Below are 26,881 nucleotides of genomic sequence, written 5' to 3'. Positions count from 1 at the left end.
GGCGGGACCTCAGTCCGGCCTGGGTGAAGGGGTGGTCGGGGGGCGACTTGACGGGCTGATCGGGGCGCTGGCCGGGGTGCTAGCCGGGGTGCTGGCCGACAGGGGCAGGGGCAACGAGGACGTCTCGACGACGGCGTTGAGGTGGTCGAGCATGGCCGCCCGGGCCCCGGCGGGGTCGCCCGCCAGGATGGCCCGGGCGATCCGCTCGTGCTGGGCGAGGGTGAGGGCGGGGAAGTGGCCGGGCAGCGCGGAGGTCCGCAGCTCGCTGAGCAGCGAACGGAGGGTGCCCAGCACCTGGAGGGTGACGAGGTTCCCGGCGGTCTGCGAGATGAGGGCGTGGAAGGCGAGGTCTTCCCTGGAGAGCCGCTCGCCCCGGCCCAGGGCCTCCCGCTGCCGCGCCAGCGACTCGGCGAAGGCGTGCGCGTGCTCGGGCCTGACCCGCACGGCGGCGAGGGCGGCCACCTCGGGTTCGAGCATCCGGCGAAATTCCAGGAGGTCGAGGGCCGCCTGGGGACGCCCGGTGAGCAGCCCGCGAAAGGGCAGGCTGAGCGTCTCCCCGTCGGGGGTGCGGACGTAGGTGCCGTCCCCCTGGCGAATCTCGACGTGCCCCAGCAGTTCGAGGTGCCGAAACGCGTCGCGCAGGCTGGCCCGGGAGATGTTGAAGCGGCGGCTGAGTTCCCGTTCGGGGGGAAGGCGGCTGCCCGCCGGGTAGGTGCCGCCCCGGATCAGCGCCAGAAGTTCGTCGGCGACCGTTTCCGAGAGCTTGGGCTTGCGTACCGGCTGAATCACGGACCCTCCTCGTCACGCTTCTCTGGAGGTACGATGGTCTGACCAATTGTGCCGTGTGCCCACCATAGACCCCGCCGCCCCCAGCCGCGGCGACGAGCCTAGACAAGCGCGCCCGGGGGTGCGGTGGCTGCGTGACGGAGGCCAGCTTCCGGCCTCAGGGGCCCGCGTCCTGCTCGTCGGTGACGTGCTTCAGCCGGTCCACCGCCCTGCCGTTCCGGGCCTCCTGAACGGCGATGTGCGTCATGGCCTTGGTGGGAGAGGCGCCGTGCCAATGTTTCTCGCCGGGTCGGCGGGGCCTGTGCCGGAGGGCTGCGTGCCCACCCGTCTGATCTCCATCGTCTCCACTCCTTTCTCTCCGGCGCGGCGGTCGCCCGTCCATCATGGTCTGGGAGACGGGCTGCCGTCATCCCTCACCCGGGAGGCCCGGCCACGGGGCCAGCCACCGGCCCCTTTGCCCGCTCGCCGGCTGTCCGTCGTCGCCTGGGTGGCCTCCTCGTCTCCGGGCACTTCGGGGGATGGGGGGGGGGAGCACCGCCCTGGGCCTCCCGGTCCGCCGGAAGACCGTGCGAGGCGAGTCCATGCCGGGCGGCGAGAAGGGCCCCCCGCCCCCCTGTACCATGTCCCTATGACGGACCCCGCGTTTCAGGCCATGAGCGTGGAGGAGTACCTGCGCTCGGAGGAGCAAAGCCCCTACAAGCGCGAGTACGTGGGCGGCTTCGTCTACCCGCTGCACGCGCACGCCGGGGTGAGCCAGCGGCACTCGCTGATCTGCGGGAACGTCTTTGCGACGCTGCATCCCCACGCCAGACGGCAGGGGTGCCGAATTCACCAGACCGACATGCGCCTTCAGGTCGGCTCGGCCCTGTTCTACCCCGACGTGATGCTCGTCTGCGGCCAGGACATGCCCCATCCGCTGTACGAGACGGCCCCCTGCCTGCTCGTGGAGGTTCTCTCGCCGAGCACCGCCGCGAACGACCGGGTGGGGAAGTACGCGCTGTACACCTCGCTGCCCACCTTGCAGACGTACCTGATCGTGGAGCAGACCCAGCGGCGCGTCTACGAGTACCAGCGGGCGGGGGACGAGTGGCGGCTGCGCGAGGTGGCGGAGGCGGGCGAGGTGGGCGTGCCCTGCCTGAGCCTGAGCCTGTCCCTCGACGACGTGTACGCCGGGGTGCTGGAGCCGCGGTAGCGTCGCGGGAACGTCAGGGGCTGACCAGATACGCTGGGGACGTGGCGTGCCCGGGTGCACTCGTGGCGGGTCGTCCGGGCATTCATCCGCGCGAAAGGCATAGACGGCGCTGAAATCCACGGGGCCGTCACGCTCCACGACCTCGGGGAAGAAATGGCCCTGCCGGAACTGGCCCGCGCCGCCCTGGTCGCGGAGCAGGTTCGGGCGGCGCAGGGTCCCCAGCTCCTTCCCAGGCAGCAGGAAGCGCACGCCGGTGTCGTCGAAGTTGCCGGAGACGCCGGGGAGGTCGGCGCTCTGGAGGTCGAGCGCCGCGACCGTCTCCCGCAGGTCGTCCGTGAAGGCGAGGTGGTGCACGCCCCTTGCCGGAGTCGGGCGGTCTGGTGGAGACCAACCTCGGCACCTTCCTCTCCCGGCGCCAGGGAGAACGTGACCCGGGCGATGGGCTGGGAGCGGGAGCGGGGAGGTCCCGGGGCCCTGGCCCTGTTCGAGAACTCGGCCCAGGGGGCGACAGAAGCGAACATGTCACGCGCCGTGGCGTCGCCGTGGTCTGCTGGAACGAGGTCAGCCTTCCCCCTGTCCGTCACGCGGGCATCCAGCCGGTCGCCAGTCCGAATGCCCATCCTGGAGCGAGAAGCCGCAGAAAGGAAGGTGCGCCGTTTTCCTCTCCCTTCAACGTGAATACCTCGATCGCACCCGTAGACCAAGCCTGACCCCCTGGCCGCCTCCAGCCACCCGCCCCCTACCTCTTGTTAACATGACTTAACGCGAGGTGGTAGGGTGGGGGCATGACGCTGGAGGTGTACCGGGGGGACCGGCTGGGGGCGGCGCAGCGCTGGGCGGAGCTGCCGGGAGACGAGCTGCGGCGGCGGGGGGTGACGGCGGCGCGGGAGCGGGACCGGGCGACCCTGTGGGACCTGACGGTAGCGCACCTGATGACGCTCGGGCGGGAGGGGGCGCAGGTGAGTCCCCGGACGCTGAGGACCTACCGGGTGGGGGCGGAACACTGGCTGGACTACGCGGGGGAACGGGCGGTGGCGATCTTGCGACCGGCGCGCAATGCCGGGCCGCTGTTCGTCCGGCGGCTGGAGGCCCGGGGGCTGAGCCCCTCGACGGTGCGCGCCTACCTCGCCGGGGCGCGGGCGCTGTACGCCGCGCTGCGCTGGGCGGGGGCGACCGACCTCGATCCCTTCTCGGACGCCCGGGCGGCCCGCGACAAGACGCCCGCCTGGGAGAAACGCCAGCCCTACGAGGAACACGAGGTGCAGGCCCTGCTCGGCGCGGGGGACGCCCGGACCCGCGCCCTCGTGCTGCTGGGCGCGCACGGCGGCTTGCGGGTGCAGGAGATCGTGGGCCTGCGGTGGAGGGACGTGAACCTGGAAGCCGGGACGGCGCGGGTGCTGGGCAAGGGCCGCAAGGTGCGGACGGTGAACCTCAGCCGCTCGCTGGTGACGGCGCTGGGGGTGCTGGGGGCGGACGTTCACCCCGAGCTGTTCGTGGTCGGGGCGACGGCGGACGCGGCCCGCAGGCGGCTGAGGCTGGTGTGTGCGCGGGCGGGGGTGCCCTACCGGGGCGTGCACGCGCTGCGGCACTACGCGGGGACGCGGATGGTGCGCGCGGGCCTGTCCCTCCACGACGCCGCCCGGCACCTCGGGCACAGCAGCATCGAGACCACCCAGACCTACGCCAAGTGGGCCGACGACTCGCTCAAGCGGGCGCTGGAGGGGTGGTAGGTCGGTGAAGCGTCGCCCGGTGAGAGGGAATGGGTCATAGGGATCTCACGGCGGCAGCCTGCTCGGCGTCCTCGTCATGAGCCTCAGCCGCCCCGAAAGACGGCTGCAACTCGGCGAGCTGCTGCGACGAGTTCACGAGCACCACGTTTCAATTCTCAGCCGCCCCGAAAGACGGCTGCAACCCGGCCCAGAGAGCGACGAGTTGCTGCGGCTGCTCGGGTTACAGCCTGCCTATGGGTGGGCTGAGGATTGAAACGGCGGCACCACCCACTATGGGTTGGCGATGTCCAGCGTTGCAGCCTGCCTTCGGGTGGGCCGAGGATCGCAACCCTACACCTTGGCAGGGGCACGCAAGGCGTCTATACCTCGTGCCTACTCAGGCGGGTGGGGGTGCTGCGTTCCTGAGCGCCCTCCCCAAAGCCTGCTCCACCTCAGGGCCGCTCGGGCAGGCACCACGTCACCTCCCCGCGCCCGGCTTCCCGCAGCGCCTCGTTCGCCCGGCTGAAGGGCCGACTTCCCAGAAAACGCGCCGTGCTCAGCGGGCTGGGATGTCCCGCCTCCAGCACCACGTGGTGGGGGGCGGTGACAAGGCGGGCCTTGCGGCGGGCGTGCGCGCCCCACAGCAGGAAGACGACCCGCTCGGGCCGGGCGTTCACCGCCCGGATCACCGCGTCCGTGAACGCCTCCCACCCCCGGTTCGCGTGGCTGCCCGGCTCCCCCTGCCGCACGGTCAGCACCGTGTTCAGCAGCAGCACGCCCTGCCGCGCCCACGCCCGCAGGTCGCCGTGCCGGGGCAGGGGGCATCCCAGGTCGCCCGCGAGTTCCCGGTGGACATTCGCCAGGCTGGGCGGCACCCGCAGCCCGGGCCGCACGCTGAAGGCCAGCCCCTGCGCCTGCCCGGGGCCGTGGTACGGGTCCTGACCCAGGATCACCACCCGCACGTCCCGCAGCGGCGTCAGGTGCAGGGCCGCGAAGACCTCCGGCTCGGGCGGGTAGACCGGCCCCCGCTCGCGCTCGGAGGCGACGAAGGCCCAGAGGTCGCGGAAGGCGGGGCGATCCAGCACCGGACCCAGGACCGCCTGCCAGTCCGCCGGGAGACGCGGCAACGTCACCGGGGCCACGTCCGGAGCCAGGGTGTCGAAGAGCAGGGGTTGGCCGTGGGAGAGGACCGGACGCGGCGGCGTGGAGGGCGCCGGGCTTGCCTGCACCGTCGCCCGCCGCTCTCTCCGGCTCGGGGCCATCCGCCCCTCGGCCCGGAGCACGGCCTTCTTGCGGCTGCCGTGCCGCTCGTAGACCTGGCGCGCGACCTCCCGCCCGGGGTCCCTCGCCTGGGCCTGGCGGTGGCGCTCCCTGGCCGTCCGCACCGCCTCGCGGTCGTCCACGATGGGCCACGGGTAGCTCTCCCCCACCCGGAAGCCCACCTCGGCCCCCACGAGCGGCGGGGTCAGGTGCGGCTCGTGGACGTACGCCGGGGGGAGGGGCCGCAGCTCGGGAAGCCAGGTTCGGAGGAAGACCCCGTGCGGGTCCTGGTCGCGCGCCTGCTTGGCCGGGTTGTAGATGCGCAGGGTGTTGATGCCGACCATTCCCGACTGCATCTGCATCTGGGACCAGTGGATGCCCGGCTCGTTGTCGAGCCAGTGCCGGGCGAGGTGCAGGCCCACCGCCCGCCACGGCAGCCAGAGCTGCTCGGTGGCGAAACTCACCAGCAGGGCGCGCATCCGGAAGGGGAGCCACCCGGTCGCGAGCAGCATCCGCATGCAGGCGTCCACCATCGGGTATCCGGTGTGCCCGCTCGCCCAGGCGCGAAAACGCGGCCCGGTCTCCTCGTCCAGCTCCTCCGGGCGCAAGTCGGCGAGGGTGGGATTCAGGCCCCGGAACTCCAGCTCGGGCTCGCTTTCCAGGCGCTGCATGAAGTGGCAGTGCCAGTGCAGGCGGCTTTCGAAGGAGCGCAGCGAGCGCACCCAGCGGGGGTCGGCCCCCGGGTCGCCCGTCACGGCGGCGAGGCGCTGGCGGGTGGCGTGCACCACCGTGCGCAGGCTGAGGGTGCCGAAGGCGAGGTGCACGCTCAGCCGCGAGCAGGCGTGCTCGGCGCTGAGGGGACTCGACATCTCGCGGGTGTAATTCACCCCGCGCCTCGTCAGGAAGCCGTGGAGGGTGTCGTGCGCGAGCCGTTCGCCGAAGGTGCCCGGCAGCCAGGGCAGCACCTTGTCGTTCTCCGGCAGGCCGAGGTCGCGGTGGGCGAGGAGCTCGCCCGGGGGAAGGTGCCCGGGACCGACGAGCCGTTCGGGAGCAGGCCTCGGCGCGCTCCCCAGGCGGGCCTCCCACTCCTCGGCCCAGGTGTCGCGGGAGCGCAGGCGCCGCACGACGCCGTTCTGGGGCGGCTCGTAGAAGGGCAGGCCCCGCCCCTTCGCCCAGGCGCGAACCCGCCGGTCTCGTTGGTAACTCACCCAGTTCCCGGTTTCCTGGTGCGCCCAGAGGGCCGAAAAGGGCAGCTCCTGCCAGAGGGCTTCGAGCACCTCCACCGCCTCGCCGTGCCGCAGGAGGAGCGGGATGCCCAGCTCGCCCAGCCGCCCGCGCAGCTCGGCCAGGGCGTCGCCCAGGACGCTGAGGTGGGCGGGGTGGAACTCCGGGTGGCGGTACTGCTCGGGCTCGTACACGTACAGGGCGAGCACCTCGCCACCCTCGGCGGCGCCGAGGAGCGCGGCGTGATCGTGAACCCGCAGGTCGCGCTTGAACCAGACGAGGTGGGGCACCCGGGAAGTATGCCGGGCGCACGGCGAGCACACCGTGGGAAACCCGGGACTCGACCGACGGGTCCGGGACAAAACCCGATGGCCTCCCTTGACTTCGTGTGGATTCGACGCTAAGGTGGGCAGATCAAGGGCGACCTGCGGGTCGCCTTTCGTCTGCTCGCGCGCCCCTGGCCGAGGCTGTGACAGACGCGTGACGAACGGAATCGCAGAATCAGGCGCTCGTGCAGGAGCATCTCCTCTCCTGGGAGAGCTTTTCCCTGGGCGGCACGCACGGGCAGCACCGTGCCCTCCCCGGGTGACGGGGGGTGGCCCCTGATTCGCCCCGAAGGGAGACGTCCACCTTCTCAAAACGGACGTGCGAGCGGGTCGTTGTCGGCCCCAGGCTGGTTCGAGGCCAGCCACCCGCATTCTCGGACGGCAGAGCGTTGACTGAGCGCTCTCCGTCTTCTTTTTGTCGCAGACGGCTGGGGCGGCGGCGAAACCCCCCGGGTCCGGGGTGCGGGCGCCCGTGCCACAGCCCACCAGCAGACCGAGGCCCAGGACCCGGCGGCGGGCGAGGTGCCTCCTGTGGGGCGGCGCGGTGTGGCCGCGTCCTCCCCGGCAAGGGAGGCGGGGTCTGTCGAAGCTGCCGTGAGGTGGGCCGTCACGGCGACCCGGACGCCCTTGCGGCACGCGGTGCCGGGGGGGTGCGGGAGGGCGGTCACCCGGGCGGCGCGGCCCCGCCCCCTGCGGTCGTGAACTCGATGCTCGCGCCGAGGGCCACGAGGGCGGAGGGCGTCAACCCGAACATCGCCCGGAAGGCCGCGCTGAGGTGGGCCGAACTCGCGAAGCCCGCCTCGAAGGCCGCCGCCGTGAGCGTGCCGCCCGCCGACACGACGCGCAAGACGACCGCCATCCGCCGCCACAGGCGGTAGCGCCGGAACGGCACCCCGACCGACCGCCGAAACCACTCGCCGAAGTGCGCCGGCGACAGTCCGGCGAGGTCCGCCGCGTCTCGCAGGTGGGGGAAGGTCTGCGGCCACCCGTCCACGCGCCGCACGACCCGGGCGATCCGCTCGTCCGGCGCGCCCCGGGCCGGAACCCCGAGGTGGGCGCACAGCTCATCGACGTTCCAGGCCCACCACGCGTCCCCCTGGCCGGACCGCAGGCGCGTGGCCGCGGCGCCCACGTCCAGGGCGCCCAGGCGCGCGAAGTCGTCGCTCAGGGGGTCGAGGTAGACGAACGCCAGCGGCCCGGCGGCCCGCAGGTGGTGCCGCGCGCCGGGCGGGATGAGCGCGGCACGCGACCTGGCGACGCGGGGCCCGGGCGCGTCCGGACCGAGGCGTTCGAGGTCGAACGGCTCCCGCGGCGAGAGGACCAGCGTCGCCGTGGCGTTGCGGTGGGGCGACAGGCGCAGCCCCGGGCCGAAGTACGCCGCGCGCGTGCCCGAGACGCAGATGCGCGCCCCGGACGCCAAGGGTTGGAGGTGGAGGTGCTGCTCGGGCATGACCGCTCCGCTCGCCGGGTGAGGGCCACCCTGACCCCGGACCAGCGTAGCGCGCCGGGGGAGCGGGCCGGGGGCCCACGCCTCACCCGGTGGGGCGTCCCCAGGCGGCGAGGACCACCAGCGCGAGCGGGACGAGGGCCACGGCGTCGACGAGCGCGACCGTGCGCAGCGGCCCCGCGGGAAGGCCCGCGCGAACGTAGACCGCCAGAAAGCCCACCACGCTGATGAGGACGACGAGACTCGCCGCGCGCCGGGCCCCCGGGTCGAACACGGCGAGGAGGCACGCGGCGAGGACCCCGAGGAACAGGGCCCCGCGGTGCGTGACGAGGACACCGAGCGACCCGTTCGCGTCGACGCCGTACAGGGCGCGGACGAGGCCCGGCCTGAGAAGCACGGCGGCGGGCGAGAGGTGAACGAGCGCGAGCAGCGCCCAGGCGACCTTGACGGGTGGTTCCATCCTGACCTCCTCCGGGGAACGGCAACGCAGTCTGGAGGCCCACGGGCCGCGAAGGCTTTCAAAATCGCAGGACGTCCCCGGGCCGAGGGCGACCGGGGTGAGGAGCACGGGGAAGGTGGGGGCCGTGCGTTAGGGTGGGGCATGGGGCATTCCCGCATCCCGAAACAACGGCTGCCCGCGCACCTCAGCCACCTGAGCCGGGGCCCGGAGGCCGGGTCCTCCAAGCCGCCCTCCGGTCGTCCCCGCCCGGAACCCGCCGCCGAGCCGGGAACCGCGGGGGCGCCCGACCGCCTGAGCGAACTGCTGCCGCTGGTGCTGCGGGCGATGGTGGCAGGGGGGGCGGCCCGGCCCGCGGGGCAGGCGCCCACGGTGGTCGGTCAGGCGGACGTGCTCGCGGCCCTCGCGCCGTACCACCGCCCACGGAGCCGCTTCGAGGGCCTGATGATCCGCAAGCTCGTCGGCGAGGGGTACCTGCGGCCCCGGGGCGCCCGCGACAAGCACGGCTTCAGCCCCGCCTACGAGCTGACCCCCAGGGGCGAGCGCCTGCTGGGAGGGCGGCGCGGCGGCTGAGGGAGCACCACTCGGCGACCTCCTGCATGGCAGGGCGCAACAATCAAAATGTTGTCATGCTAAATTACAGGGCTGCACAGCAGAGCGCCAGCGAAGCATCCCCAAACTTGAAGACCCTTCGCTCAGGGTGACAAGCCTTGTCAAGCCCCGCCCTGACGGCAGCGGGAAGCGGCCCCTCCCCTCGATCCCTCGGCGGCCCGGGGGCGCAGGGCTCAGCCCGGCCCGTGGTTGAAGGTGGCGGTGCAGCCCCCATCCACCGTGACGACCGAGCCCGTCATGAAGGAGCTGTCGTCCGAGGCGAGGAACAAGACGGCGCGGGCGATCTCGTCGGCGTGGGCCTGGCGGCCCAGGGGCTGCAACGCGGCGTTCGCCCCGCGACGGGCCTGGGCCGCCTCACGCTGGGCGGGGGGCAATCGGGCGCGGTGGCCCCCCATGTCGGTGTCCACGTAGCCGGGGCACACGGCGTTCACACGCACGCCCCGCCCCCCGTAGTCCACCGCGAGCTGCCGGGTGAGGTTCACCACCCCTCCCTTGGAGGCGCAGTACGCCGGGGCCAGCGGCGCCCCGACCAGCCCGTAGGTCGAGGCGACGTTCACGATCACCCCCGCCCCGCCCGCCATCAGGTGCGGCAGCGCGAAGTGCGCGCACAGGAAAGGGCCGCGCAGGTTCACCGCGATCACACGGTCCCAGTCGTCGGCGCTCAGTTCATGGGCCGGGAGGGCGTTCCCCGCGATTCCCGCATTGTTGACGAGCACGTCCAGGCGCCCGAAGTGGCGGACGGCCTCCTCCACCAGCCGCCCCACCTGCTCGGCGTCGGACACGTCGCAGCGCATGAAGAGGACCTCGCCCCCCTGCCCGGCGACCTCCCGCGCCAACTCCTCACCGCCTTCGGTGTTGACATCCGCCAGGACGAGGCGGGCACCCTCCTCTGCGGCGAGCCGCGCGATGGAGCGCCCGATGCCGGTGGACGCCCCGGTGACGAGCATGACCCGCCCGCCGAGGCGTGGACTGCTAGAAATTGACTCAGACCTATTCACGTCGCCCTCCCTGCCGGGCCGCTGTGCTTCCCATCCCGCCATGCTACGGGAGAGGCGCGGGGCCGGGCCGGGGGGCGGCTGGTACACTCGGCCACACCATCCCCGAGGAGGTCTCCATGCTGCGCCGCTTCCTGCTCCCCGCCCTGCTGCTCTCCGCGGGCACGCTGGCCCTCGCCCAGACGGTCACACCACCCTCCACCCCCTCCACCATGACCACACCCCTGACACCCATCAGCGACGCACCGATCTTCGTGGCCTACCCGCCGGACGGGCACACCGTCCCGTACGACCACGTGCTGCTGGAGGGCAGCGTGAAGCCCGGCGCGGCGCTGACCCTGAACGGCCAGCCCGTCGAGGTCGGGGACGACGGGCTCTTCATCGAGTGGGTGCCCCTGACGCCCGGCGAGAACGTGCTGGCGCTGGAGTCCCGGCAGGGCGCGGCGGCGGCCCGCCAGGAACTGCGGGTGACGAGCACGCCGCCGCAGGTCCTGACCGGCGAGGCGCGGATCGTGGCCGGGAGCCTGCTTCCCGCAGGGGACCGCCTCGCCTACCTCCCGCCCCCGAACCTGGAGACGCGGGCCGTGCCGCTGGCCTTCACGGGGACGGCGGGGGGGCGGGCCACCTTCCGGGTCGGGGACCTGGGCCCCTTCCCCATGACCGAGACCGCGCCGGGCCGCTACGAGGGGATCTTCCTGCTGCCCGAGCGGCTGACCCCCGCGCCCGTGACCTTCACCCTGACGGCGGGCGACGGCACCACGGCGACGGCGGAGAGTCCGGGCCGACTCGGCGTGACGGGGACGGGTCCGCGGGTGGCGGAGGTGACGGCCACCATTCCCGGGCGGGGCGTGCAGGCGGGCACCTTCGTGTGGCGCAACGGGGCGGGGCGCAATTACGTCGTCTTCCCCAGGCCGGGGGCGCTCGCGGTCGTCGTGGGGGAGGAAGGCAACACCTACGTGGTGCAGGCGTCGGGCACCTTGACCCTCAACGCCCCCAAGAGCACGCTGACCCTCAGGCCGGAGGGCACGCCGCTGCCCCGGGCGGTCTTCACCCGGATCGACGTGAAGGCGGGCGCGACCCACGCCGAGGTGCGCCTCGACCTCCCCGCGCGGGTGCCCTTCACGGTGGAGCAGGGGGTGGGTCCCGGCGTCTCCAGCCTCGACCTGCGGCTCTTTCACAGCGTGGCGGACGTGGACTACATCGTCTCCGACTTCCCGGGGGGCACGGTGCGCGACGTGCGCTGGACCCAGGAGGGTGACGGCGTGGCCCGGGTGCGGGTGGACCTGCGGGGTGCTCCCTGGGGCTACGACGCCACCTACGAGGGCACGACCCTGGTGCTGCGGGTCCGGAATGTCCCGGCCCTGGACGCCCGCGCGCCGCTGCGGGGCCGCGTCATCGTGATCGACCCGGGGCACGGGGGCGACGAGTTCGGCGGGGCGGGGCCGTTGCGGGTGCCAGAGAAGGGGCTGGTGCTCCCCATCGCCCTGCGGGTGGCCGAATTGCTGCGGGAGAAAGGCGCGACCGTCGTTCTGACCCGCGAGAGCGACGTGACGGTGCCGATCTACGACCGCCCGCTCCTCGCCGAGAGCGTGAACGCCGACCTGCTCGTCAGCATCCACGCCAACGCCCTGCCGGACGGGGTGGACCCCCGCACGAGGCGCGGCAGCGGCGTCTACTACTACCACCCCCAGGCCCGCGCGCTGGCGGACGCCTTGCAGGGCAGCCTCGTGGGCCTCCTGCCCGACGTGGGCAACGACGGGGTTCATTACCAGAACCTCGCGCTGACCCGGCCCACCACCCAACTCAGCGTGCTCGTCGAGACGGCGTTCCTGACGGATAAGGGCAACCTGCGCCTGTTGATGAGCGCCGCGGGCCGCGAACGCTTCGCGCAGGCGATTGCCCTGGGCATCGAGCGCTTCTACCGGGACGCGGCGCTGGGCCGTGAGGACGGGGGCGGCGGGCGACCGCGTTGACCGTGGCTGCCCTCTCCCGGTGATGAGTTCAGGGACCGAGGGCGAGGCCACCGGCCCGGCGGCTGAGGAAGAACACGGCGAGCGCCGCCCCCGCGACGACGAGCATGGACGCGACCCCGACCCTCGCGCCGTGCCTGCCCTGCCGGTCGAAGACCGCCGTGAGAAACGCCCGGACGATCACGAAGCTCAGGAAGAGCGCGTTGCCCGCCACGAACAGGAAGACGAGGAAGAGCACGGACCTCACGGCGCGGCCCGTGGGGAGAGGTTGACGACGCTGACGCCGAGGAGCCGCACCCGGTGTCCCTGGATCAGCTCCGGGGTCAGCACCTCGGCGGCGGCCTGCTCCAGCTCGTCAGCCTTCGAGAACGGCTCCTCCCGCGTGCGGTGTCGTGTCACCCGCGTCCCGTCCTCATACCGCAGCTTCAAGACGACCGTCCGCCCCAAGTACCCCCGTTTTGCCAGCCGCGCCTCCACCGCTGCCGTGATCTCGGGTAGGTGGGCCAGCACCTCCTCCCGCGTCGTGAGGTCCCGCTCGAAGGTCTGCTCCACCCCGATGGACTTCGCCTCCCGGTGCGCCTCCACGGGCCGCTCGTCCACCCCCCGCGCCAGCTCGTACAGCCGTGGCGCCAGTTTGCCACTGCCCAGGATGGCCCGCACGTCTTCCAGAGACCGCGCGCGCAAGTCCGCCCCCGTATGGATGCCCTGCGCCTGGAGCTTGCCCGCGATCACCGGCCCCACCCCGTAGAACTCCTCGACTGGGAGGCTGGCGAGCAGGGCGTCCACCGCCTCGGGAGCAATGACGGTCAAACCCGCAGGCTTCTTCATCCCGCTGGCGTGCTTGGCGAGGAACTTGTTCACCGATACCCCGGCGGAACAGGTCAGCCCCGTCTCGGCTAGGATGTCGCTCTGGATAGCGCGGGCGATTTCCTCGGCCTGGGCGAGCGTCCGGCCCTCCTGCGTCATGTCGAGGTAGGCCTCGTCCAGCGCCAGGGGTTCGATGATCTCGGTGTATCTGGAGAAGATGTCGTGAATCTGGGCGGAGACGGCGCGGTAGTGATCCATGCGCTGCGGAATCAGGACGATGCCGGGGCAGCGACGCCGGGCGAGGTGGACGGGCAGGGCGCTGTGGACGCCGAAGGACCGGGCGACGTAGTTGGCGGTCATCACCACGCCGCGACGACCAGGAACGATGACGGCGACGGGCTTCTCGGCTAACTCTGGTTGGTCGCGCACCTCGATGGAGGCGTAGAAGGCGTCCATGTCCACATGCACCACCAGGCGGCTCATGGGCGCAGTGTCCACCATCCGGGCAGGGCGGTCCGTCGGTTGTGCTGCGCTGTGGGTGAGAGACTCCCCAAATTACCCACGCGAACGAGCCTTCAGGTGTCCGAGCGGCGTTTCGTGTGCGCGCGTCTGGGCGCGGGCCGCAACTCGTCACGTCCTCCCACCGACATCCACAGGAGAGGCCCGTCCTCGGTGAGCCCGGCGTGGTAGCCGATGCGTGCCGAGATGTCGGCGCAGGCCCGCACGAGCGCGTCCCTCACCTGAGCCTCGCGGTCCGCGAACCGGGCGGCGGGGAGGCTGAACCCCAGGGCGGCGATCACCTCGCCGTTGTGGTTGCGGACGGGGGCGGCCAGCGCGCAGACTCCGGCGCGGCGTTCCTCCACCTCCCGGGCGTATCCGCACGCGCGCACCCCCTCCAGCTCGCGGTCGAGGGCTTCCGGGGTGTCGAGGGTCCGCTCGGTGTGGCGCTCCAGGCCCGCGTCCTCCAGCACGGCGCGCACCACCTCCGGGGGACGGTGGGCGAGCAGCACCTTGCCGCAGGCGCTCGCGTGTGCCGGGAGGACGGCCCCCACCCGGGGCTCCCCGACGCTCTCCGGCAACCGACCCTCCAGCCGCGCCACGCTCACGACCTGCCCGCCGTCGAGGGCCGCGAGGCTCAGCGTCTCGCCGAAGGCCCGGGAGAGCCGCCCCATCTCCTCCTGCGCCACCTCGCGCCAGGGCGTGTTCGCCAGCAGAATCTGGCTGAGCGCGAGCAGCCCGAAGCCCAGGCGGTAGCGGCCCGCGGGCGTGCGGTGCAAGAGTCCCATCCCCGCGAGCGAGGCCAGCAGGGCGTGGGCGCTGGAGGTGGGCATCCCCAGCCGCCGGGCCACCTCGCTGACCCCCCACTCCGGGCGCTCGGTGCTGTACAGGTCGAGCACGGCCCTGGCTTTCTCGAACGTGCCGAGCATGGCCCTCCTCCCCGGGGACCGTCCCCTCCCCGCGCGGCTTCCAATATAGCCGGATACGTGGCTTGCGGGGCGGCGCCCGGGTCGCGCACAGTGGGGTCACCACCGCCGGAAGAACCCCACGCCCCCAGGCCCCCCGCCCCCCGCGCGGGCAAGGAGACCCATGTCCAAGGCACCCCACCGCACCCAGGTCGGCATCGTCGGCGCCGGTCCCGCCGGGCTGTTTCTCGCGCACCTGCTCCACCGCCACGGCATCGAGAGCGTCATCCTGGAAAGCCGCACGCGGGAGGACGTGGAGGGCACCATCCGCGCCGGGGTGCTGGAGCAGTGGACCGTGGACCTGATGGAAGACCTCGGCCTCGGGGAGCGGATGGCGCGCGAGGCCCACTTCCACCGCGGCATCACCCTGCGCTTCGCGGGGGAGAGCCACCACCTCGACTTCGAGGACCTCACGGGGGGCAAGCGCGTCACCGTCTACCCCCAGCACGAGGTCCTGAAGGACCTGATCGCCGCCCGCCTCGCCCAGTGTGGAGAGATTCAGTTCGGCGTGCGCGACGTGGCCCTGCACGACCTGACCTCGGAGCAGCCGCGCCTGACCTACACGACGGGTGAGGGCGAGCCCGCCGAGTTGCGCTGTGACTTCCTCGTCGGGTGCGACGGCTCGCAGGGCACGGCCCGGCGGCACATCGAGGGCCGCACCGAGTACGGGCACCTCTACCCCTTCGGCTGGCTGGGCATCCTGGTGGAGGCGCCGAGGTCGCACCACGAACTGATCTACGCCCGCCACGAGCGCGGTTTCGCGCTGCTGAGCACCCGCTCGCCCGAAATCCAGCGCCTCTACATCCAGTGCGGCCCCACCGACGACCCTGCCGATTACCCGGACGAGCTGATCTGGTCGGAATTGCACCGCAGGCTGGAGACGGTGGACGGCTGGACGCTGACGGAAGGCCGCATCTTCCAGAAGGGCGTGATCGGGATGCGCTCCTTCGTGTGCGACCGGATGCAGCACGGGCGGCTCTTCATCGCCGGGGACGCCGCCCACATCGTGCCGCCGACCGGGGCGAAGGGGCTCAACCTCGCGGTGGCGGACGCCGTGTACCTGTCGCGGGGCCTGGAGTGCTTCTACCGCACGGGCCAGGCGGGGGAGCTGGAGCGCTACACCGACACCTGCCTGCGCCGCATCTGGAAGGCCGAGCGCTTCTCCTGGTACATGACCACCCTGCTGCACACCAACCCCGCCGAGAGCGACTTCGAGCACCGCATCCGCCTCGCGGACCTCGACTACGTGGTGCACTCGCAGGCCGCCGCCACGGCGCTGGCGGAGAACTACGTGGGGCTGCCGCTGGACTGAGGCACGGCGGGGCATCCGGCCTGGGGCGGGGCCCATCAGAAAGAGTGAGCAACCCGGCTATGCCAAGGAAAAAGCCCGTACAAGACGGGCCTTTTGTGCAGCATGCTCGCTTCATTCCCTCAGCGGGCAGAGGGCAGCGGGGTGTCGAGGAAAGGTGTGACGGTCGCGGCGAGAAGGGGCGAGGAGAAGATGGTGTAGTGCGTGAGGCCGGGCAGGATGGCTAGACGTGCGTCCCCGTACCCCGAGCCGTCCCAGCCCGCGTCCTGCTGGCCGCCGCCGAGTCGCCCGAACATGTCGGTGGTATGGGCCGTACGCACGGCGTCCCCGTCCCCCGCCACGAGCAGGGTGGGCACCTTGACGTTCGTGAGTGCCTGCGACCAGTCGTAGTCCTGGGTCAGCAGGGCGCTCAATTTGGTCAGCAACACCGGCCAGTCCTGCGGCCTGGGCGCAAGGCTGGCGTACGTCTGGTACATCGGTGTCTGCTTCATCGGCTCAGCCGCGTGCGCCATCTGCGCCTGCCCGGCCAGAATCTCGGGGTACCAGCCGTCGCGCCGAAAGGGCGTGGAGACCAGCACCAGTTTCCGGACCACCCCAGGGTGCCGGATGGCCGTCTGAAGGGCGACACCACCACCCAGGGAGTAGCCCATCACATCCGCGTTCTTCAACCCGAGCTGCCTGATCAGGGTAGCCACGTCGTCGGCCATTGCCTCATAAGAGAGGGGACGGTCGATGTCGGCGGTGCGCCCGTGGGCTTGCAGATCGACCGCAATGACCTGATGCCCCCGCGCGAGGAGGGGCAGCACCTCGCCGAACATGCCGGTCGCGCCGAGGCCGCCGTGGAGGAGCACGACCGGCTGGCCCTGGCCGTAAACCTCGTGGTACAGGCTCAATCCGTTCACCTGCGCGTACCGACCGGGAGTGGTGTTCATGGGACTTCCTTTCATGGGGGTAGCAGGAACTCCCCCCTGGGCAAGTGCGTGCGACGGAGCGAGAAGGGACAGGGCGGCCGCGACGAATGCGGTGGCGAACGGAGGTCGGCGGCGCTGCACGGGGAGGACGGCGGAGGCATGGGCGCTGACCGTGCTCGGGATCATAGGAACCTCCACTTACTTGTTTTTACGAACTAAGCTTGTTATATACAATTACAATTTGCCTGTCAAGCTCGGACTACGCTGAGGCATGACCACGCGCTCCTACGGGCAGTACTGCGGCTTCAGCCGGGCCCTTGAACTCGTCGGTGAACGCTGGGCGCTCCTGATCATTCGAGACCTCCTGGTCGGTCCCAAACGATTCACTGAATTGCGCCAGGGCCTTCCCCGCATTCCTACCAACGTCCTGACCGACCGCCTCAAGGAGCTGGAAGCGGCGGGCCTGATCGAGCGCCGCCTTCTCCCGCGGCCCGAGAAGTCCTTCGTGTACGACCTCACCCCACGGGGCCGGGAACTCGACGACATCGTTCTCGCGCTTGGGCGGTGGGGCGCGCAGCACCTCGGGGAACCGCGTGAACACGAGATCGTGACGACCGACTCGGTGGCGATGGCGCTCCGCACGACCTTCCACCCACAGGCTGCACAGAAGCTACGCGCCAGCTACGAACTTCGTCTTGGGGACATAACCCTGCACGCCAAGATCGACTACGGCACCCTGGAGGTGGGGCGAGGACCGCTCCCGGACGCGGACCTGCTGATCGAGGCGGGACCGGAACTGAGGTCACTGATGGCCGGTGAACTCTCGCCAGCGGAGGCCCTCGACAAGGGAAGCGTGCGCGTGAAGGGTCCTGAGGAACTGCTGACACGCTTCACCGAACTGTTTCGTATCGCCGCTCCATCTACGGGGGCCTGACGGTCAGGCCCGGCACCCGGAGAGCTTCGCCCGAGCGCGAAAACACGAACTGTCTATGCGCAGTGCCGCGGAAGGAGGTCGTGAAAGGGCCTCCGTCGTCCCCTGCTGCGCGGTCGTCGAATGTTCCTAACAGGAATGAAAAACGCGGAAGCCCCAGCCTCCGCATCCTCTCCCCGCCCGGCTCTAGACCCCCGTGCTCTCGGTCAGCCGCTCGCGGAAACTGGCCCCGGTCGAGGCGCGCACCTCCTCCAGGGTCGCGCCCGGCATGAGTTCGGTCAGGGTGAGCCCACCGTCCAGGAACTCGAAGACGGCCTTGTCGGTGATCACCATGTCCACGCTGCCGCGCGACGTGAGGGGCAGCGTGCATTCGGGGACGATCTTCGGCGTGCCATCCGGGTCCGTGTGCGTCATGGTGACGATCAGGCGCCGCGCCCCGCTCGCCAGGTCCATCGCGCCGCCCACGCCGAGGAGGGGTTTGCCCGGAACTGCCCAGTTCGCCAGATTCCCGGCCTCGTCCACCTGAAGGCCGCCCATCACCGCCACGTCCACGTGCCCGCCGCGGATCATCCCGAAGGAGTCGGCGGAGTCGAAGTAGCTCGCGCCGGGCAGGGCCGTCACCGGAATCTTGCCCGCGTTCACCGGGTACTCCATCGCGCCGCCGTCCTCGGGGGCAGGGCCGACGCCCAGCATCCCGTTCTCGGTGTGGAGGTTGACCCCGTGCCCCGGCGTGATCAGGTCGGCGACGAGGGTGGGAATGCCGATGCCGAGGTTCACCACGTCGCCGGGGTGGAGTTCTTTCAACGCGCGGCGGGCCATGTGCATCCGCGCCTCGTCCACCTTCTTGGCGCCGCCCTTCACGTCCGCGCTGCTTCCGAGGTCGTCCAGGCTGAGCTTCGCTTCCACCAGATAATCCACGTACAGGCCCGGCGTGTGGACGTGCTCGGGGTCGATCTCCCCGACCTCCACGATCTCCTCGACCTCGGCGATCACGAGGTCGGCGGCGGTCGCCATCGCCCGGTTGAAGTTCTGCTCGGTGAGGCGGTACTGGAGGTTGCCTGCCGTGTCGGCCCGCCACGCCCGGATAAAGGCCACGTCGCCCCGGATACCGGGCACGAAGACCATCTCCCGCCCGTTCAGCACCCGCACGTCGGCCCCCTCGGCGATCACGGTTCCGGCGGCGGTGGGGGTGTAGAAGCCGCCCAGCCCCGCCCCGCCCGCCCGCACGGCCTCGGCCAGCGTTCCCTGCGGCAGGAGTTGGACTTCCAGCTTCCCGGCCTGGTACGCCTTGACCGCCTCCGGGTTGGAGGTGAAGTAGGAGCCGACGGCCTTCCTGAGTTGCCCGTTTCTGAGCAGCCGCCCACCCCCCAGTCCCGGCTCGGAGACGTTGTTGGCGACGTAGGTGAGGTCGTTCGTGGGGAGTTCGGCGAGCGCGTGGGTGAGGTGGACCGGGTTTCCGGTCATGCCGAAGCCGCCGACGAGGAGGGTCTGGCCGCTCCGCACCATCGCGGCGGCCTCCTGGGCCGTGATGACGGGAACGCGCTTCACGCCTCCACCCGCTCGATCAGCGCCGCCTCCCCCTGCCCGACGCCGACGCAGAGGGTGGCGAGCCCAGTCCTGGCCCCGCGCCGCGCGAGTTCGTGGGTGAGCGCCACGATGAGCCGCGCCCCGCTCATCCCCAGCGGGTGACCGAGGGCGATGGCGCCGCCGTTGACGTTCACCTTGCTCTGATCCAGCCCCAACTCGCGGATGCAGGCGAGGGACTGGGCAGCGAAGGCCTCGTTCAGCTCCACGAGGTCCACGTCCGCCACGTCCATGCCCAGCCGTTCCATCAGCTTGCGGGTGGCGGGGATCGGCCCCAGGCCCATCACGCGCGGGTCCACCCCCGCCGACGCCGCGCCCACCCAGCGGGCGAGGGGCGTCACGCCGAGTTCGCGGGCCTTCGCGGCGCTCATCAGGACGAGGGCCGCCGCGCCGTCGTTCAGGCCCGAGGCGTTCCCCGCCGTCACCGTGCCGCCCTTGCGGAAGGCGGGCTTGAGTCCGGCGAGCGTGGCCTCGTCCGTCGCCAGCGTGAAGGTGTCCCCCTCGCGCTTGTAACGCGGGTGCTCGTCCGTGTCGAAGAGGGTCGCGCCCTTGCGGCCCTTGATCTCGACGGGGACGATCTGGTCCCTGAAACGGCCCTCGCCCAGCGCGCAGACCGTCCGCCGCTGGCTCTCCAGCGCGAAGGCGTCCTGGTCCTCGCGGGTGATCTCGCCGCCCGCGTAGGTGCCCTCCCGGCTGCGCTCGACGATGTTCTCCGCGGTCTCGCCCATCGCTTCCAGGGGGAACATCGCCTCCATCGCGGGGTTGGGGTAGCGCCAGCCCAGCGTCGTGTCGTAGACGGTCACGTTGCCGTTGGCGAAGGGCTGGGCGCCCTTGGGCATGGTGAGGGGCGCGCGGGTCATGCTCTCGACCCCTCCGGCGATGTAGACGTCGCCGTCGCCGTTGCGGATGGCGCGGGCGGCGGTGTTGACCGCCGAGAGGCCGGAGGCGCACAGGCGGTTGACGGTCAGGCCTGCCACCGTCTCGGGCAGCCCGGCGAGGAGGGCGGCCATGCGCGCCACGTTACGGTTGTCCTCGCCCGCCTGGTTGGCGCAGCCGAGGATGACCTCCTCGACGTGTTCGGCGGGAACGCCCGCGCGGGCGACGGCCTCCCGGATCACCAGGGCGGCGAGGTCGTCGGGGCGGACGGCGGAGAGCGAGCCACGGATGGCGCCGACGGGCGTTCTCACGGCGGAGACGATCACCACGTCGCGGTCTTGGAGGGGAGTCTGGGTCATGGGGCGTCCTTTGGGGGCGGAGGGGGGGCTCCTCCGGCGGTGGGGGGTGGAAGACTTCTGGCCTCCTGATAATGCCCGATGGCCCGCTCGATCAGGGTCGGCGCGGCGCCCAGCGTCCGTTCCTCCGTCAGGGACGCCCAGTCCACCCCGTCGCCCCGCGGCCCCAGGCGCTCCCGGACGAGCCCGACGAGGTGCCCCTCCCCGGCGAGCGCCCGCGGCACGGCCTCCCGGATCAGGGCCCTGGCCTCCTCCTTCGGCAGGATGGGGACGAGGGCGAAGCTCAGCGCCTCGGCGAGCATCAGGCCGTGCGAGGCCGTGACGTTGCGGGCCATCCGCTCCACCTGCGCGTCCAGGCCGTCCAGCAGGCGCCGGGTGTGGGCGAGGGCGGCGCCGGTCAGGCCGAGCATCTGCGGGACGGTGAGCCACTCGACCTGCCAGCCGTGGGTGCCGCGCTCGTGCTCCTGCACGCCGCTCCGGGCGACGGCGGCGAGCAGCCCGGCGTTCGTGCTCGCCGCCGCCAGGATCGCCTCCGAGGTGATGGGATTCTGCTTCTGCGGCATGGTGCTCGACCCGCCGCCCCCGCCCCCCTCGCGCACCTCGCCGACCTCGCTCTGGGCGAGGAGGATCACGTCCTGGGCGAGCTTGCCCAGGCTGGTGGAGGCCCCCGCGAGCCACGCGGCGAGTTCGAGGACGGTATCCCGCGCCGTGTGCCAGGGCGTCGGGGGCACGGCCAGCCCGAGGTCGGCGGCGAGCGCCCCCTCCACCTCCAGGCCGCGCTCCCCCAGGGCGGCGAGGGTCCCGGCGGCGCCCCCGAGGCTGACAACGTAGAGCCGCCCCTCCAGCTCCCGCAGGCGGTGGAGGTGCCGCGCGAGGGGGGTCAGCCACCCGGCGGCCTTGAGCCCGAAGGTAATCGGCAGCGCCTGCTGCGAGTGGGTGCGGCCCGGCATCAGGGTCCCCGCGTGCTCCCGGGCGAGGTCCGCGAGGCGGTCGCCCACGGCGAGCAGGTCGCGGCGCAGCACGCCCAGCGCCTCCCGCGCGGCGAGCACGAAGGCCGTGTCCACGATGTCCTGGGTGGTCGCGCCGAAGTGCAGGTGGTCCCGCGCGGCGGGGGGCAGGGCCGGGCGAAGCTGGGCGAGCAAGGCGCTCACCGGCACACCGTCAGCGAGCAGCCCCTCCCGCAGCGCCCCCAGGTCCGGGGTGAAGGTCCGGGTCAGCGCCGCGATGGCCTGCGCCGAGTCCCCGGGGATGACGCCCAACCTGCCCTGCACGGTGGCGAGTGCCCCCTCTACCTCCAGCAGGCGCCGGACGTACGCCTCGTCGGTGAAGAGCGCGGCCACCTCCGGCTGCGAGAAGAGCGCGCCGAAGAGGGCCGAGTCAGCGGGGGTCAGGGGCACCTTACGGACCTCACGGGGCGAAGAAGACCGTCTCGCCCTCGCCCTGCATCCGGAAGTCGAGGCGGTACACGGGGCCGTCCGGCGTCTCCTCCCGCCGGGCGATCAGGGTGAGGCGGCGGTGCGCGGGCACGAGGGCGAGGAGGGGGTCGGAGGCGTTGTCCTCGTCCTCGAAGTAGACCACCGTGATCAGGTGGGTCAGCAACCCGCGCATCCCCAGCCACACGTTCAGGCGCGGGGCGAGGCCGGGACCCGCCGAGCCCGGCTTGACCGTGTGGATGCGGAGGATGTGGCCCGGGGTGCGGGTGTGGGCGCGGCTGTACCCGGTGAAGGGGGCGTCGGCGCGGTCGGCGTACTGGCCGCCTGCGTCCGCCTGCCAGACCTCGATCAGGGCGTCCTCGATGGGCTGGCCGTCGCCGTCGAGCACCCGGCCCGTGAGGGTGATGCGCTCGCCGGGAACGTCGCTGCCCGCCTCGACCGTCCGGTCGCCCAGAAGCCCCGTCAGGCCCTGGAAACTCACGAGGCCCTGGTGGAAGTACGGTCCGACCGTCTGGCTCGGCGAAGGACCGAACGCCTCCGCGGGGACGTTGGAGTCCTCCGGGAGGAGGGGCGCGCGCGGCTCAGTGGTCATGGTCGGGCTCCTCGAAGGGAGTCTGGGCGCTTCCGCCGAGCACGATGTCGAAGCGGTAGCCCAGCGCCCAGTTCGGCTGGGTGAGGTTCAGGTCGAAGCGGCTGATCAGCCGTTGCCGTCCCTTCTCGTCGGGGATGCTCCCGTAGATCGGGTCGTAGGCGAGGAGGGGATCGCCGGGGAAATACATCTGGCTCACCAGCCGCTGGGTGAAGCCCGTGCCGAACACGCTGAAGTGGATGTGTGCCGGGCGCCAGGCGTTGGGGTGGTTGCCCCAGGGGTACGCGCCGGGCTTGATGGAGATCAGCTCGTACTCGCCGCGCTCGTCGGTGAGCATCCGCGCCGTGCCCGTGAAGTTGGGGTCGAGCGGCGCGTCGTGCGTGTCCCGCGCGTGGACGTACCGCCCGGCGGCATTCGCCTGCCACGTCTCGATCAGGGCGCCGCGCACGGGCCGCCCGGAGGAGTCGAGAAGCCGCCCGCGCACGATGACGCGCTCCCCCAGCGGCTCGCCATTCACCCGCGCGTTCCGGGTGGTGTCGTGGTCGTCCGGGCGCAGGCGGCCAGAGCCGAAGACCGGGCCATGCAGGTTCTCCAGGGCGGCGGGGAGCGGGATCAGCAGTTCGTGGGGCGCCCGCTTCACGCTGCTCGTGTAGGGCGGGAACAGGTGGGGCGCGTGGACGCTGCCCGGCTGTTGAGGTTTCGGCGGCGATTGGGTCATGGGCCATTCCTTTCGGAGAGGACTCGTTTGGCGATTTGAAACGCGCGGTTGGCGACGGGCACCCCGGCATACACGGCGACGTGGAGAAAGACCTCGCGCAGGTCGTCCTCGGTCACGCCCGTGTTCCGCGTCGCGCGGACGTGCATCTCCAGCTCGTGCTCGCGGGGCAGGGCGGTCAGCACCGCAAGGGTGAGGAGGTGCCGGGTGCGGGTGTCGAGGTGACCGCGCGACCACGGCCCCCCCCAGGCGTACTCGGTGATGAAGCTTTGGAAGTCGCGGTCGAGGTCGGTGACGGCCTCCGTGGCCCGGTCCACGTGCGCGTCCCCCAGCACCCGGCGGCGAACGGCCATGCCCCGCTCATACCGGGTGGCGGCAGTCCCCTCGCCCAGGAAATCGCGCAGCAGCCGGGCGACCTCGGCGGGCCGCTCCACCATCGGGAGGTGCGCGGCGGCCTCAATGGCCTCGAAGCGGGCTCCTAGCCGCATGGCGAGCTTTCGGCACTCCTCCGGGGGGGTGCTCACGTCGTGCTCCCCGCACAGCACCAGGGTGGGGAGCCGCAGATGCCTAACCTCGTCCGTGAGGTCGGCGTCACGCAGGGCGGCGCAACTGCCGAGGTATCCGGCCTGGGGGCTGCGGGCGAGAAGCGTCGTGTACCCGCGCGCGGCGGCGGGCTGCGTCTCGAAGAAGGCGGGGGCGAACCAGCGCCGGATCAGGGTGGGGGCGAGCGCCGGGAGCCCTTGGGCCCGCACCCCCTCCATGCGCTCCTGCCAGCCCTCCGGGGTGCCGACGCGCGGCAGGGTGTCGAGCAGCGCGAGCCGCTCCACCCGCCCGGGGTGCCCGAGCGCGAACGCCTGCGCGACCAGCCCGCCGAGCGAACACCCCGCCAGCGAGACCCGCTCCAGCCCGAGCACGTCCAGCAGGGCGAGGAGGTCCGCGACGTGATCCTCCAGCCGGTACTCGCCCTCCGGGGCGTCCGAGAGCCCCTGCCCCCGCAGGTCATACTGGACCGTTCGGAACGAGCTGCCCAGCTCGCGGACCACCTCGTCCCACACGCGCAGATCGCTGCCGATGGGGTTGAGGAGGACGAGCGGGGGCGCGCCCTCGGTGCCGGAGACGTGCGCGTGCAGGGTGAGGGGACCAGCGGCGAGGAACGTCAAAGAGGAACTCCTGGCGGTGGGGCAAAGGGATTGGGGCGGTCCTCCCCAGCTTCCCGGGTCCGGGCCCCCACGGCAAGGGGGCTGTTCCATTATTCGGAATGCCTGGCCGGACGGCGGGGAGGGGTCGGCGGGCCGTCGTCCCCGATGCGGGCGCTGACGAGGGCGGCGGCCACCACCTCCCGGCGCAGGGTCTCCCCGTCGCGGGCGAACTGCGGGGCGGGGGCCGTCACGCTCAGGGCCGCGATGACCTCGCCCGTGTGGTTGCGGACGGGCGCGGCGACACTCCACCGCCCGCCACCGGACTCGCCCACGGCGGCGAAGCCCTGCTGACGCACTGCGCGGAGCGTGGCGGTGACCGTCTCGGCGGCAGGCCCCTCGTCCCCGGCGTGGGCGGCGAGCACGGCCCTCACGGTGCGGGCCGAGCGGTGGGCGAGCATGACCTGCCCCGCGGCGGTGTCCTGCGGGGCTGCCCCCTCCCGCGGCTCGCCCATGGGCACCTCGGCCACGACCACGAGGTCCACCCGGTCGAAGGCGGCCAGCCCCACCCGGCCCCCGACCCGGGAGGCCAGGACGCGCATTTCTGCCGTCGCCACCTCGCGCCACGGCGTGTGCCCGAGCAGCACCCGCGACAGAGCGAGGACGCGAAAGCCCAGGCGGTAGCGCCCGGTCTGCATCCGGTGCAACAGGCCGACGTGGGCGAGGCTGCTCAGCAGGGCGTGCGCGCGGGTCTTGCTCAGCCCCAGGGCGCATGCGACCTCGCTCACGCCCCACTCGGGCCGCTCCGGGCGTGAACAGGCCGAGCACCCGCCCCGCGCGGTCGATGGTGCCGAGCATGGGGGCAGTCTAGGCAAAAAGCGTCGTCTCCCCCGCCCGCAGGCCGCCTGGACGAGCTGCACCGCGCTTTCGCCGTGCCGGAACCCCGGCGCCTCCGCCTCCAGGGTGTGCAGGGGAGGAAACCGCCCGAAGACCGCCTCGGTGTGATCCATCGGCTGGTCCGTCACCAGGCTTGGGCGGTCCTCCCTGAACAGGTCACAGACCACGGAAACGCCCTGCCCCACCGACAGGTGGAGGGCAGGCAGCGTGAGCGTTCCCGTCGTGTCCAGGGTCGCGGCACGCCGGGCCGACTCCTGCACCCTTGCCCGGTCGGGCCGCAGCAGGGCCAGGCTCCGCACTCCCCCACCCTCCCCCATTTCCGAAACGTTGAGAGGTTTTACATAACACATTTCTGACCGGACCCTTACCTTACCCAAGGATGAAGTTCCGCCTCGCCCCTGTCCTCTCACCCGACCCGCTCCTCCCGCTGGAGGAGGCGTGGCCGCGTGGCCGGGGCCGGTATGAACGCCGCGCGGCCTGACCCTCGGACCGGCGCGCGCGGCGTTGTCGGCGGCCCCGCCGACCGAGAGGCCCGCAGCCTCGCCCCGCCGCTGAGCAGGCGCGGCCAGGACGGAGGGCTCGTCCTGAAGTGAGCACCGCTCCGGGGCGCCCAGCCCACCCACCGAAGACCTCTCACCCCACCTCGACCAAGGAGACCCCATGCCGCACCTTTTCCACACGTCCCGCCTCACCGCCGCGCCCGCCGCCCTCGGGCTGACCCTGCTGCTCGCGGCGTGTAACGGCCAGCAGGCCCCCGCCGCGCGGGCGGCCCCGGGGGACGCGGCGCCCGTGCTCGGCTCGCTCGCCCTGCCCGACTCCGGGCAGACCTACACGCTGACGAACGTCTGCTCGGGCAAGGCGCTTGACATCTCCGGCGCCTCTCAGCAGGACGGGGCCCTGGCGGTGCAGCGGACCCCCAGCGGAGCGATGAGTCAGCAATGGACCGTCACGGGCACCGACGCCGGGTACGTCCGGCTCACGGCGCGGCACAGCGGCAAGGCGCTCGACGTGCTGGGCGCGGGCAGCGCAAACAGCACGAACGCCGGGCAGTGGAGCTGGACCGGGAGCCTGAACCAGCACTGGCGGTTCGAGGACCAGGGCAACGGCACCTACGAGCTGATCCCGAGGCACGCCCAGGGGATGCGGCTCGACGTGCGCGGCGCGTCCAGCCTCGACGGGGCGCAGGTCCAGATCTACACCGACAACAACACCTGCGCGCAGCGCTGGCGCCTCACGACCGTCGGCACGACCGAGACGGCGCCAGTGGCCCCCGTGGCGGCGCCCGCCCCCACCGTCACCCGCCGCGTGATGCCGCTGGGCGACTCGATCACCGACGGGTACAACATCCCCGGGGGCTACCGGCCCGAGCTGTTCCAGAAGCTCACGGCGGCGGCTCTCTCCACCGACTTCGTGGGCTCGCTGCGAAACGGCAACCTCACCGACCGCGACCACGAGGGCCACTCGGGCTGGCGCATCGACGAGATCTCGGCGCGGGTGGACGGCTGGGTGGACGCCTACCAGCCGGAGGTCATCCTCCTGATGATCGGCACGAACGACATGATCCAGAACTACGACGTGGCCAGGGCCCCGGCCCGGTTGGGCGCCCTGCTCGACAAGATCAACGCCCGCCGCCCCGCCGCCACCGTCCTCGTCGCGTCCATCCCGCCCATGAGCGACGCGACCCGCAACAACCGGGCGCGGACCTACAACGCCGCGATCCCGAACCTGGTCCAGACCCGCGCCGCGGCGGGCAGGAAGGTCCGCTTCGTGGACGCGTACCCGCAGCTCACGCTCTCAGACCTCGCGGACGGCGTGCACCCCAACGCGGCGGGCTACAGCAAGCTGGCGAACGTCTGGATGAACGCCCTGCGCGGCCTCTGACCCTTTTCCCCGCGT

Annotated in this window: 23 protein-coding genes; 7 read left to right on the top strand and 16 right to left on the bottom strand. The window is 72.1% G+C overall.

Annotated features, from left to right (window positions below; all coding sequences use genetic code 11):
• Nucleotides 1-9 precede the first annotated feature (9 nt).
• A complete protein-coding gene (locus A7B18_RS11325) occupies nt 10-789 on the bottom strand; it encodes a FadR/GntR family transcriptional regulator (protein WP_102126808.1) in 780 nt (259 codons plus the stop codon).
• Nucleotides 790-1,414: 625 nt separating this feature from the next.
• On the opposite strand from A7B18_RS11325, the gene A7B18_RS11315 reads away from it, so the two are divergent.
• Both A7B18_RS11315 and A7B18_RS11310 read left to right on the top strand, forming a co-directional pair.
• Nucleotides 1,415-1,978 (top strand): Uma2 family endonuclease, encoded by a 564-nt coding sequence (locus A7B18_RS11315; protein ID WP_102126807.1) that lies wholly within the window; start codon nt 1,415-1,417, stop codon nt 1,976-1,978.
• A gap of 785 nt (nt 1,979-2,763) precedes the next feature.
• The gene (locus A7B18_RS11310) at nt 2,764-3,708 is read left to right on the top strand and encodes a tyrosine-type recombinase/integrase (protein ID WP_281260159.1); all 945 of its coding nucleotides are present in this window, start codon (nt 2,764-2,766) and stop codon (nt 3,706-3,708) included.
• A 431-nt stretch (nt 3,709-4,139) separates the two neighbouring features.
• Here A7B18_RS11310 and ung read toward each other — a convergent pair whose 3' ends face one another.
• From ung to A7B18_RS11295, 3 genes are all read right to left on the bottom strand, one after another.
• Nucleotides 4,140-6,461 carry a uracil-DNA glycosylase gene (ung, locus tag A7B18_RS11305; protein WP_245872844.1) on the bottom strand — a complete coding sequence of 774 codons (2,322 nt, stop codon included), beginning with the start codon at nt 6,459-6,461 and terminating at the stop codon, nt 4,140-4,142.
• A 700-nt stretch (nt 6,462-7,161) separates the two neighbouring features.
• The gene (locus A7B18_RS21440; RefSeq protein WP_146009530.1) at nt 7,162-7,947 is read right to left on the bottom strand and encodes a helix-turn-helix transcriptional regulator; all 786 of its coding nucleotides are present in this window, start codon (nt 7,945-7,947) and stop codon (nt 7,162-7,164) included.
• Nucleotides 7,948-8,029: 82 nt separating this feature from the next.
• Complete coding sequence (locus A7B18_RS11295; RefSeq protein ID WP_102126805.1) at nt 8,030-8,404, bottom strand: hypothetical protein; 375 nt, start codon at nt 8,402-8,404, stop codon at nt 8,030-8,032.
• A gap of 141 nt (nt 8,405-8,545) precedes the next feature.
• Here A7B18_RS11295 and A7B18_RS11290 point away from each other — a divergent pair, with 141 nt between their 5' ends.
• Nucleotides 8,546-8,974, top strand: coding sequence for a hypothetical protein (locus tag A7B18_RS11290; protein WP_102126804.1), 429 nt, complete (start codon nt 8,546-8,548; stop codon nt 8,972-8,974).
• 212 nt (nt 8,975-9,186) lie between these two features.
• Here A7B18_RS11290 and A7B18_RS11285 read toward each other — a convergent pair whose 3' ends face one another.
• Nucleotides 9,187-10,011, bottom strand: a complete 825-nt coding sequence (locus tag A7B18_RS11285) for an SDR family NAD(P)-dependent oxidoreductase (protein WP_245872843.1) — start codon at nt 10,009-10,011, stop codon at nt 9,187-9,189.
• Between the two features lie 116 nt (nt 10,012-10,127).
• Here A7B18_RS11285 and A7B18_RS21975 point away from each other — a divergent pair, with 116 nt between their 5' ends.
• A complete protein-coding gene (locus A7B18_RS21975; protein WP_180970120.1) occupies nt 10,128-11,981 on the top strand; it encodes an N-acetylmuramoyl-L-alanine amidase family protein in 1,854 nt (617 codons plus the stop codon).
• A gap of 28 nt (nt 11,982-12,009) precedes the next feature.
• Here A7B18_RS21975 and A7B18_RS11275 read toward each other — a convergent pair whose 3' ends face one another.
• The 3 genes from A7B18_RS11275 to A7B18_RS11265 form a co-directional block, all read right to left on the bottom strand.
• Nucleotides 12,010-12,225 carry a hypothetical protein gene (locus A7B18_RS11275; RefSeq protein WP_146009529.1) on the bottom strand — a complete coding sequence of 72 codons (216 nt, stop codon included), beginning with the start codon at nt 12,223-12,225 and terminating at the stop codon, nt 12,010-12,012.
• Entirely contained in the window at nt 12,222-13,268 is a 1,047-nt protein-coding gene (gene dinB / locus A7B18_RS11270; RefSeq protein WP_102126802.1) for a DNA polymerase IV, read from the bottom strand. The genes A7B18_RS11275 and dinB overlap by 4 nt, the downstream gene beginning before the upstream one ends.
• A gap of 92 nt (nt 13,269-13,360) precedes the next feature.
• Complete coding sequence (locus A7B18_RS11265) at nt 13,361-14,212, bottom strand: IclR family transcriptional regulator (RefSeq protein WP_102126801.1); 852 nt, start codon at nt 14,210-14,212, stop codon at nt 13,361-13,363.
• 160 nt (nt 14,213-14,372) lie between these two features.
• Here A7B18_RS11265 and A7B18_RS11260 point away from each other — a divergent pair, with 160 nt between their 5' ends.
• Nucleotides 14,373-15,560, top strand: a complete 1,188-nt coding sequence (locus A7B18_RS11260) for a 4-hydroxybenzoate 3-monooxygenase (RefSeq protein ID WP_102126800.1) — start codon at nt 14,373-14,375, stop codon at nt 15,558-15,560.
• A gap of 119 nt (nt 15,561-15,679) precedes the next feature.
• Here the strand turns inward: A7B18_RS11260 and A7B18_RS11255 are convergent, their stop codons facing one another.
• On the bottom strand, nt 15,680-16,489 hold the full coding sequence (locus tag A7B18_RS11255; RefSeq protein ID WP_219722122.1) for an alpha/beta fold hydrolase: 810 nt from the start codon (nt 16,487-16,489) through the stop codon (nt 15,680-15,682).
• 250 nt (nt 16,490-16,739) lie between these two features.
• Here A7B18_RS11255 and A7B18_RS11250 point away from each other — a divergent pair, with 250 nt between their 5' ends.
• Complete coding sequence (locus A7B18_RS11250; protein WP_102126798.1) at nt 16,740-17,402, top strand: winged helix-turn-helix transcriptional regulator; 663 nt, start codon at nt 16,740-16,742, stop codon at nt 17,400-17,402.
• A gap of 183 nt (nt 17,403-17,585) precedes the next feature.
• On the opposite strand, the gene A7B18_RS11245 is transcribed toward A7B18_RS11250, so the two are convergent.
• From A7B18_RS11245 to A7B18_RS11215, 7 genes are all read right to left on the bottom strand, one after another.
• On the bottom strand, nt 17,586-18,947 hold the full coding sequence (locus tag A7B18_RS11245) for a 3-oxoacid CoA-transferase (protein WP_180970119.1): 1,362 nt from the start codon (nt 18,945-18,947) through the stop codon (nt 17,586-17,588).
• On the bottom strand, nt 18,944-20,218 hold the full coding sequence (locus A7B18_RS11240) for a thiolase family protein (RefSeq protein ID WP_102126797.1): 1,275 nt from the start codon (nt 20,216-20,218) through the stop codon (nt 18,944-18,946). Before A7B18_RS11240 ends, A7B18_RS11245 begins: the two co-directional genes overlap by 4 nt.
• Nucleotides 20,215-21,612 carry a 3-carboxy-cis,cis-muconate cycloisomerase gene (pcaB, locus tag A7B18_RS11235; RefSeq protein WP_102126796.1) on the bottom strand — a complete coding sequence of 466 codons (1,398 nt, stop codon included), beginning with the start codon at nt 21,610-21,612 and terminating at the stop codon, nt 20,215-20,217. Before pcaB ends, A7B18_RS11240 begins: the two co-directional genes overlap by 4 nt.
• A 10-nt stretch (nt 21,613-21,622) precedes the next feature.
• Nucleotides 21,623-22,240 carry a protocatechuate 3,4-dioxygenase subunit alpha gene (gene pcaG / locus A7B18_RS11230; protein WP_102126795.1) on the bottom strand — a complete coding sequence of 206 codons (618 nt, stop codon included), beginning with the start codon at nt 22,238-22,240 and terminating at the stop codon, nt 21,623-21,625.
• Nucleotides 22,230-22,955 carry a protocatechuate 3,4-dioxygenase subunit beta gene (pcaH, locus tag A7B18_RS11225; RefSeq protein WP_102126794.1) on the bottom strand — a complete coding sequence of 242 codons (726 nt, stop codon included), beginning with the start codon at nt 22,953-22,955 and terminating at the stop codon, nt 22,230-22,232. Before pcaH ends, pcaG begins: the two co-directional genes overlap by 11 nt.
• Nucleotides 22,952-24,112: a bifunctional 3-oxoadipate enol-lactonase/4-carboxymuconolactone decarboxylase PcaDC gene (gene pcaDC, locus A7B18_RS11220; protein WP_102126793.1), complete on the bottom strand. Its 1,161-nt coding sequence runs from the start codon at nt 24,110-24,112 to the stop codon at nt 22,952-22,954. Before pcaDC ends, pcaH begins: the two co-directional genes overlap by 4 nt.
• Before the next feature lie 89 nt (nt 24,113-24,201).
• Nucleotides 24,202-25,284, bottom strand: coding sequence for an IclR family transcriptional regulator (locus A7B18_RS11215; RefSeq protein WP_180970118.1), 1,083 nt, complete (start codon nt 25,282-25,284; stop codon nt 24,202-24,204).
• Nucleotides 25,285-25,645: 361 nt separating this feature from the next.
• Between A7B18_RS11215 and A7B18_RS11210 the strand changes: the two genes are divergently transcribed.
• Nucleotides 25,646-26,866, top strand: a complete 1,221-nt coding sequence (locus A7B18_RS11210; RefSeq protein WP_102126791.1) for an RICIN domain-containing protein — start codon at nt 25,646-25,648, stop codon at nt 26,864-26,866.
• Nucleotides 26,867-26,881 lie beyond the last annotated feature (15 nt).

The organism is Deinococcus planocerae (genome assembly GCF_002869765.1).
Lineage (GTDB): Bacteria > Deinococcota > Deinococci > Deinococcales > Deinococcaceae > Deinococcus > Deinococcus planocerae.
Note: the sequence above shows the minus strand (reverse complement) of the source record. Positions and strands in the feature narration are given on the sequence as shown.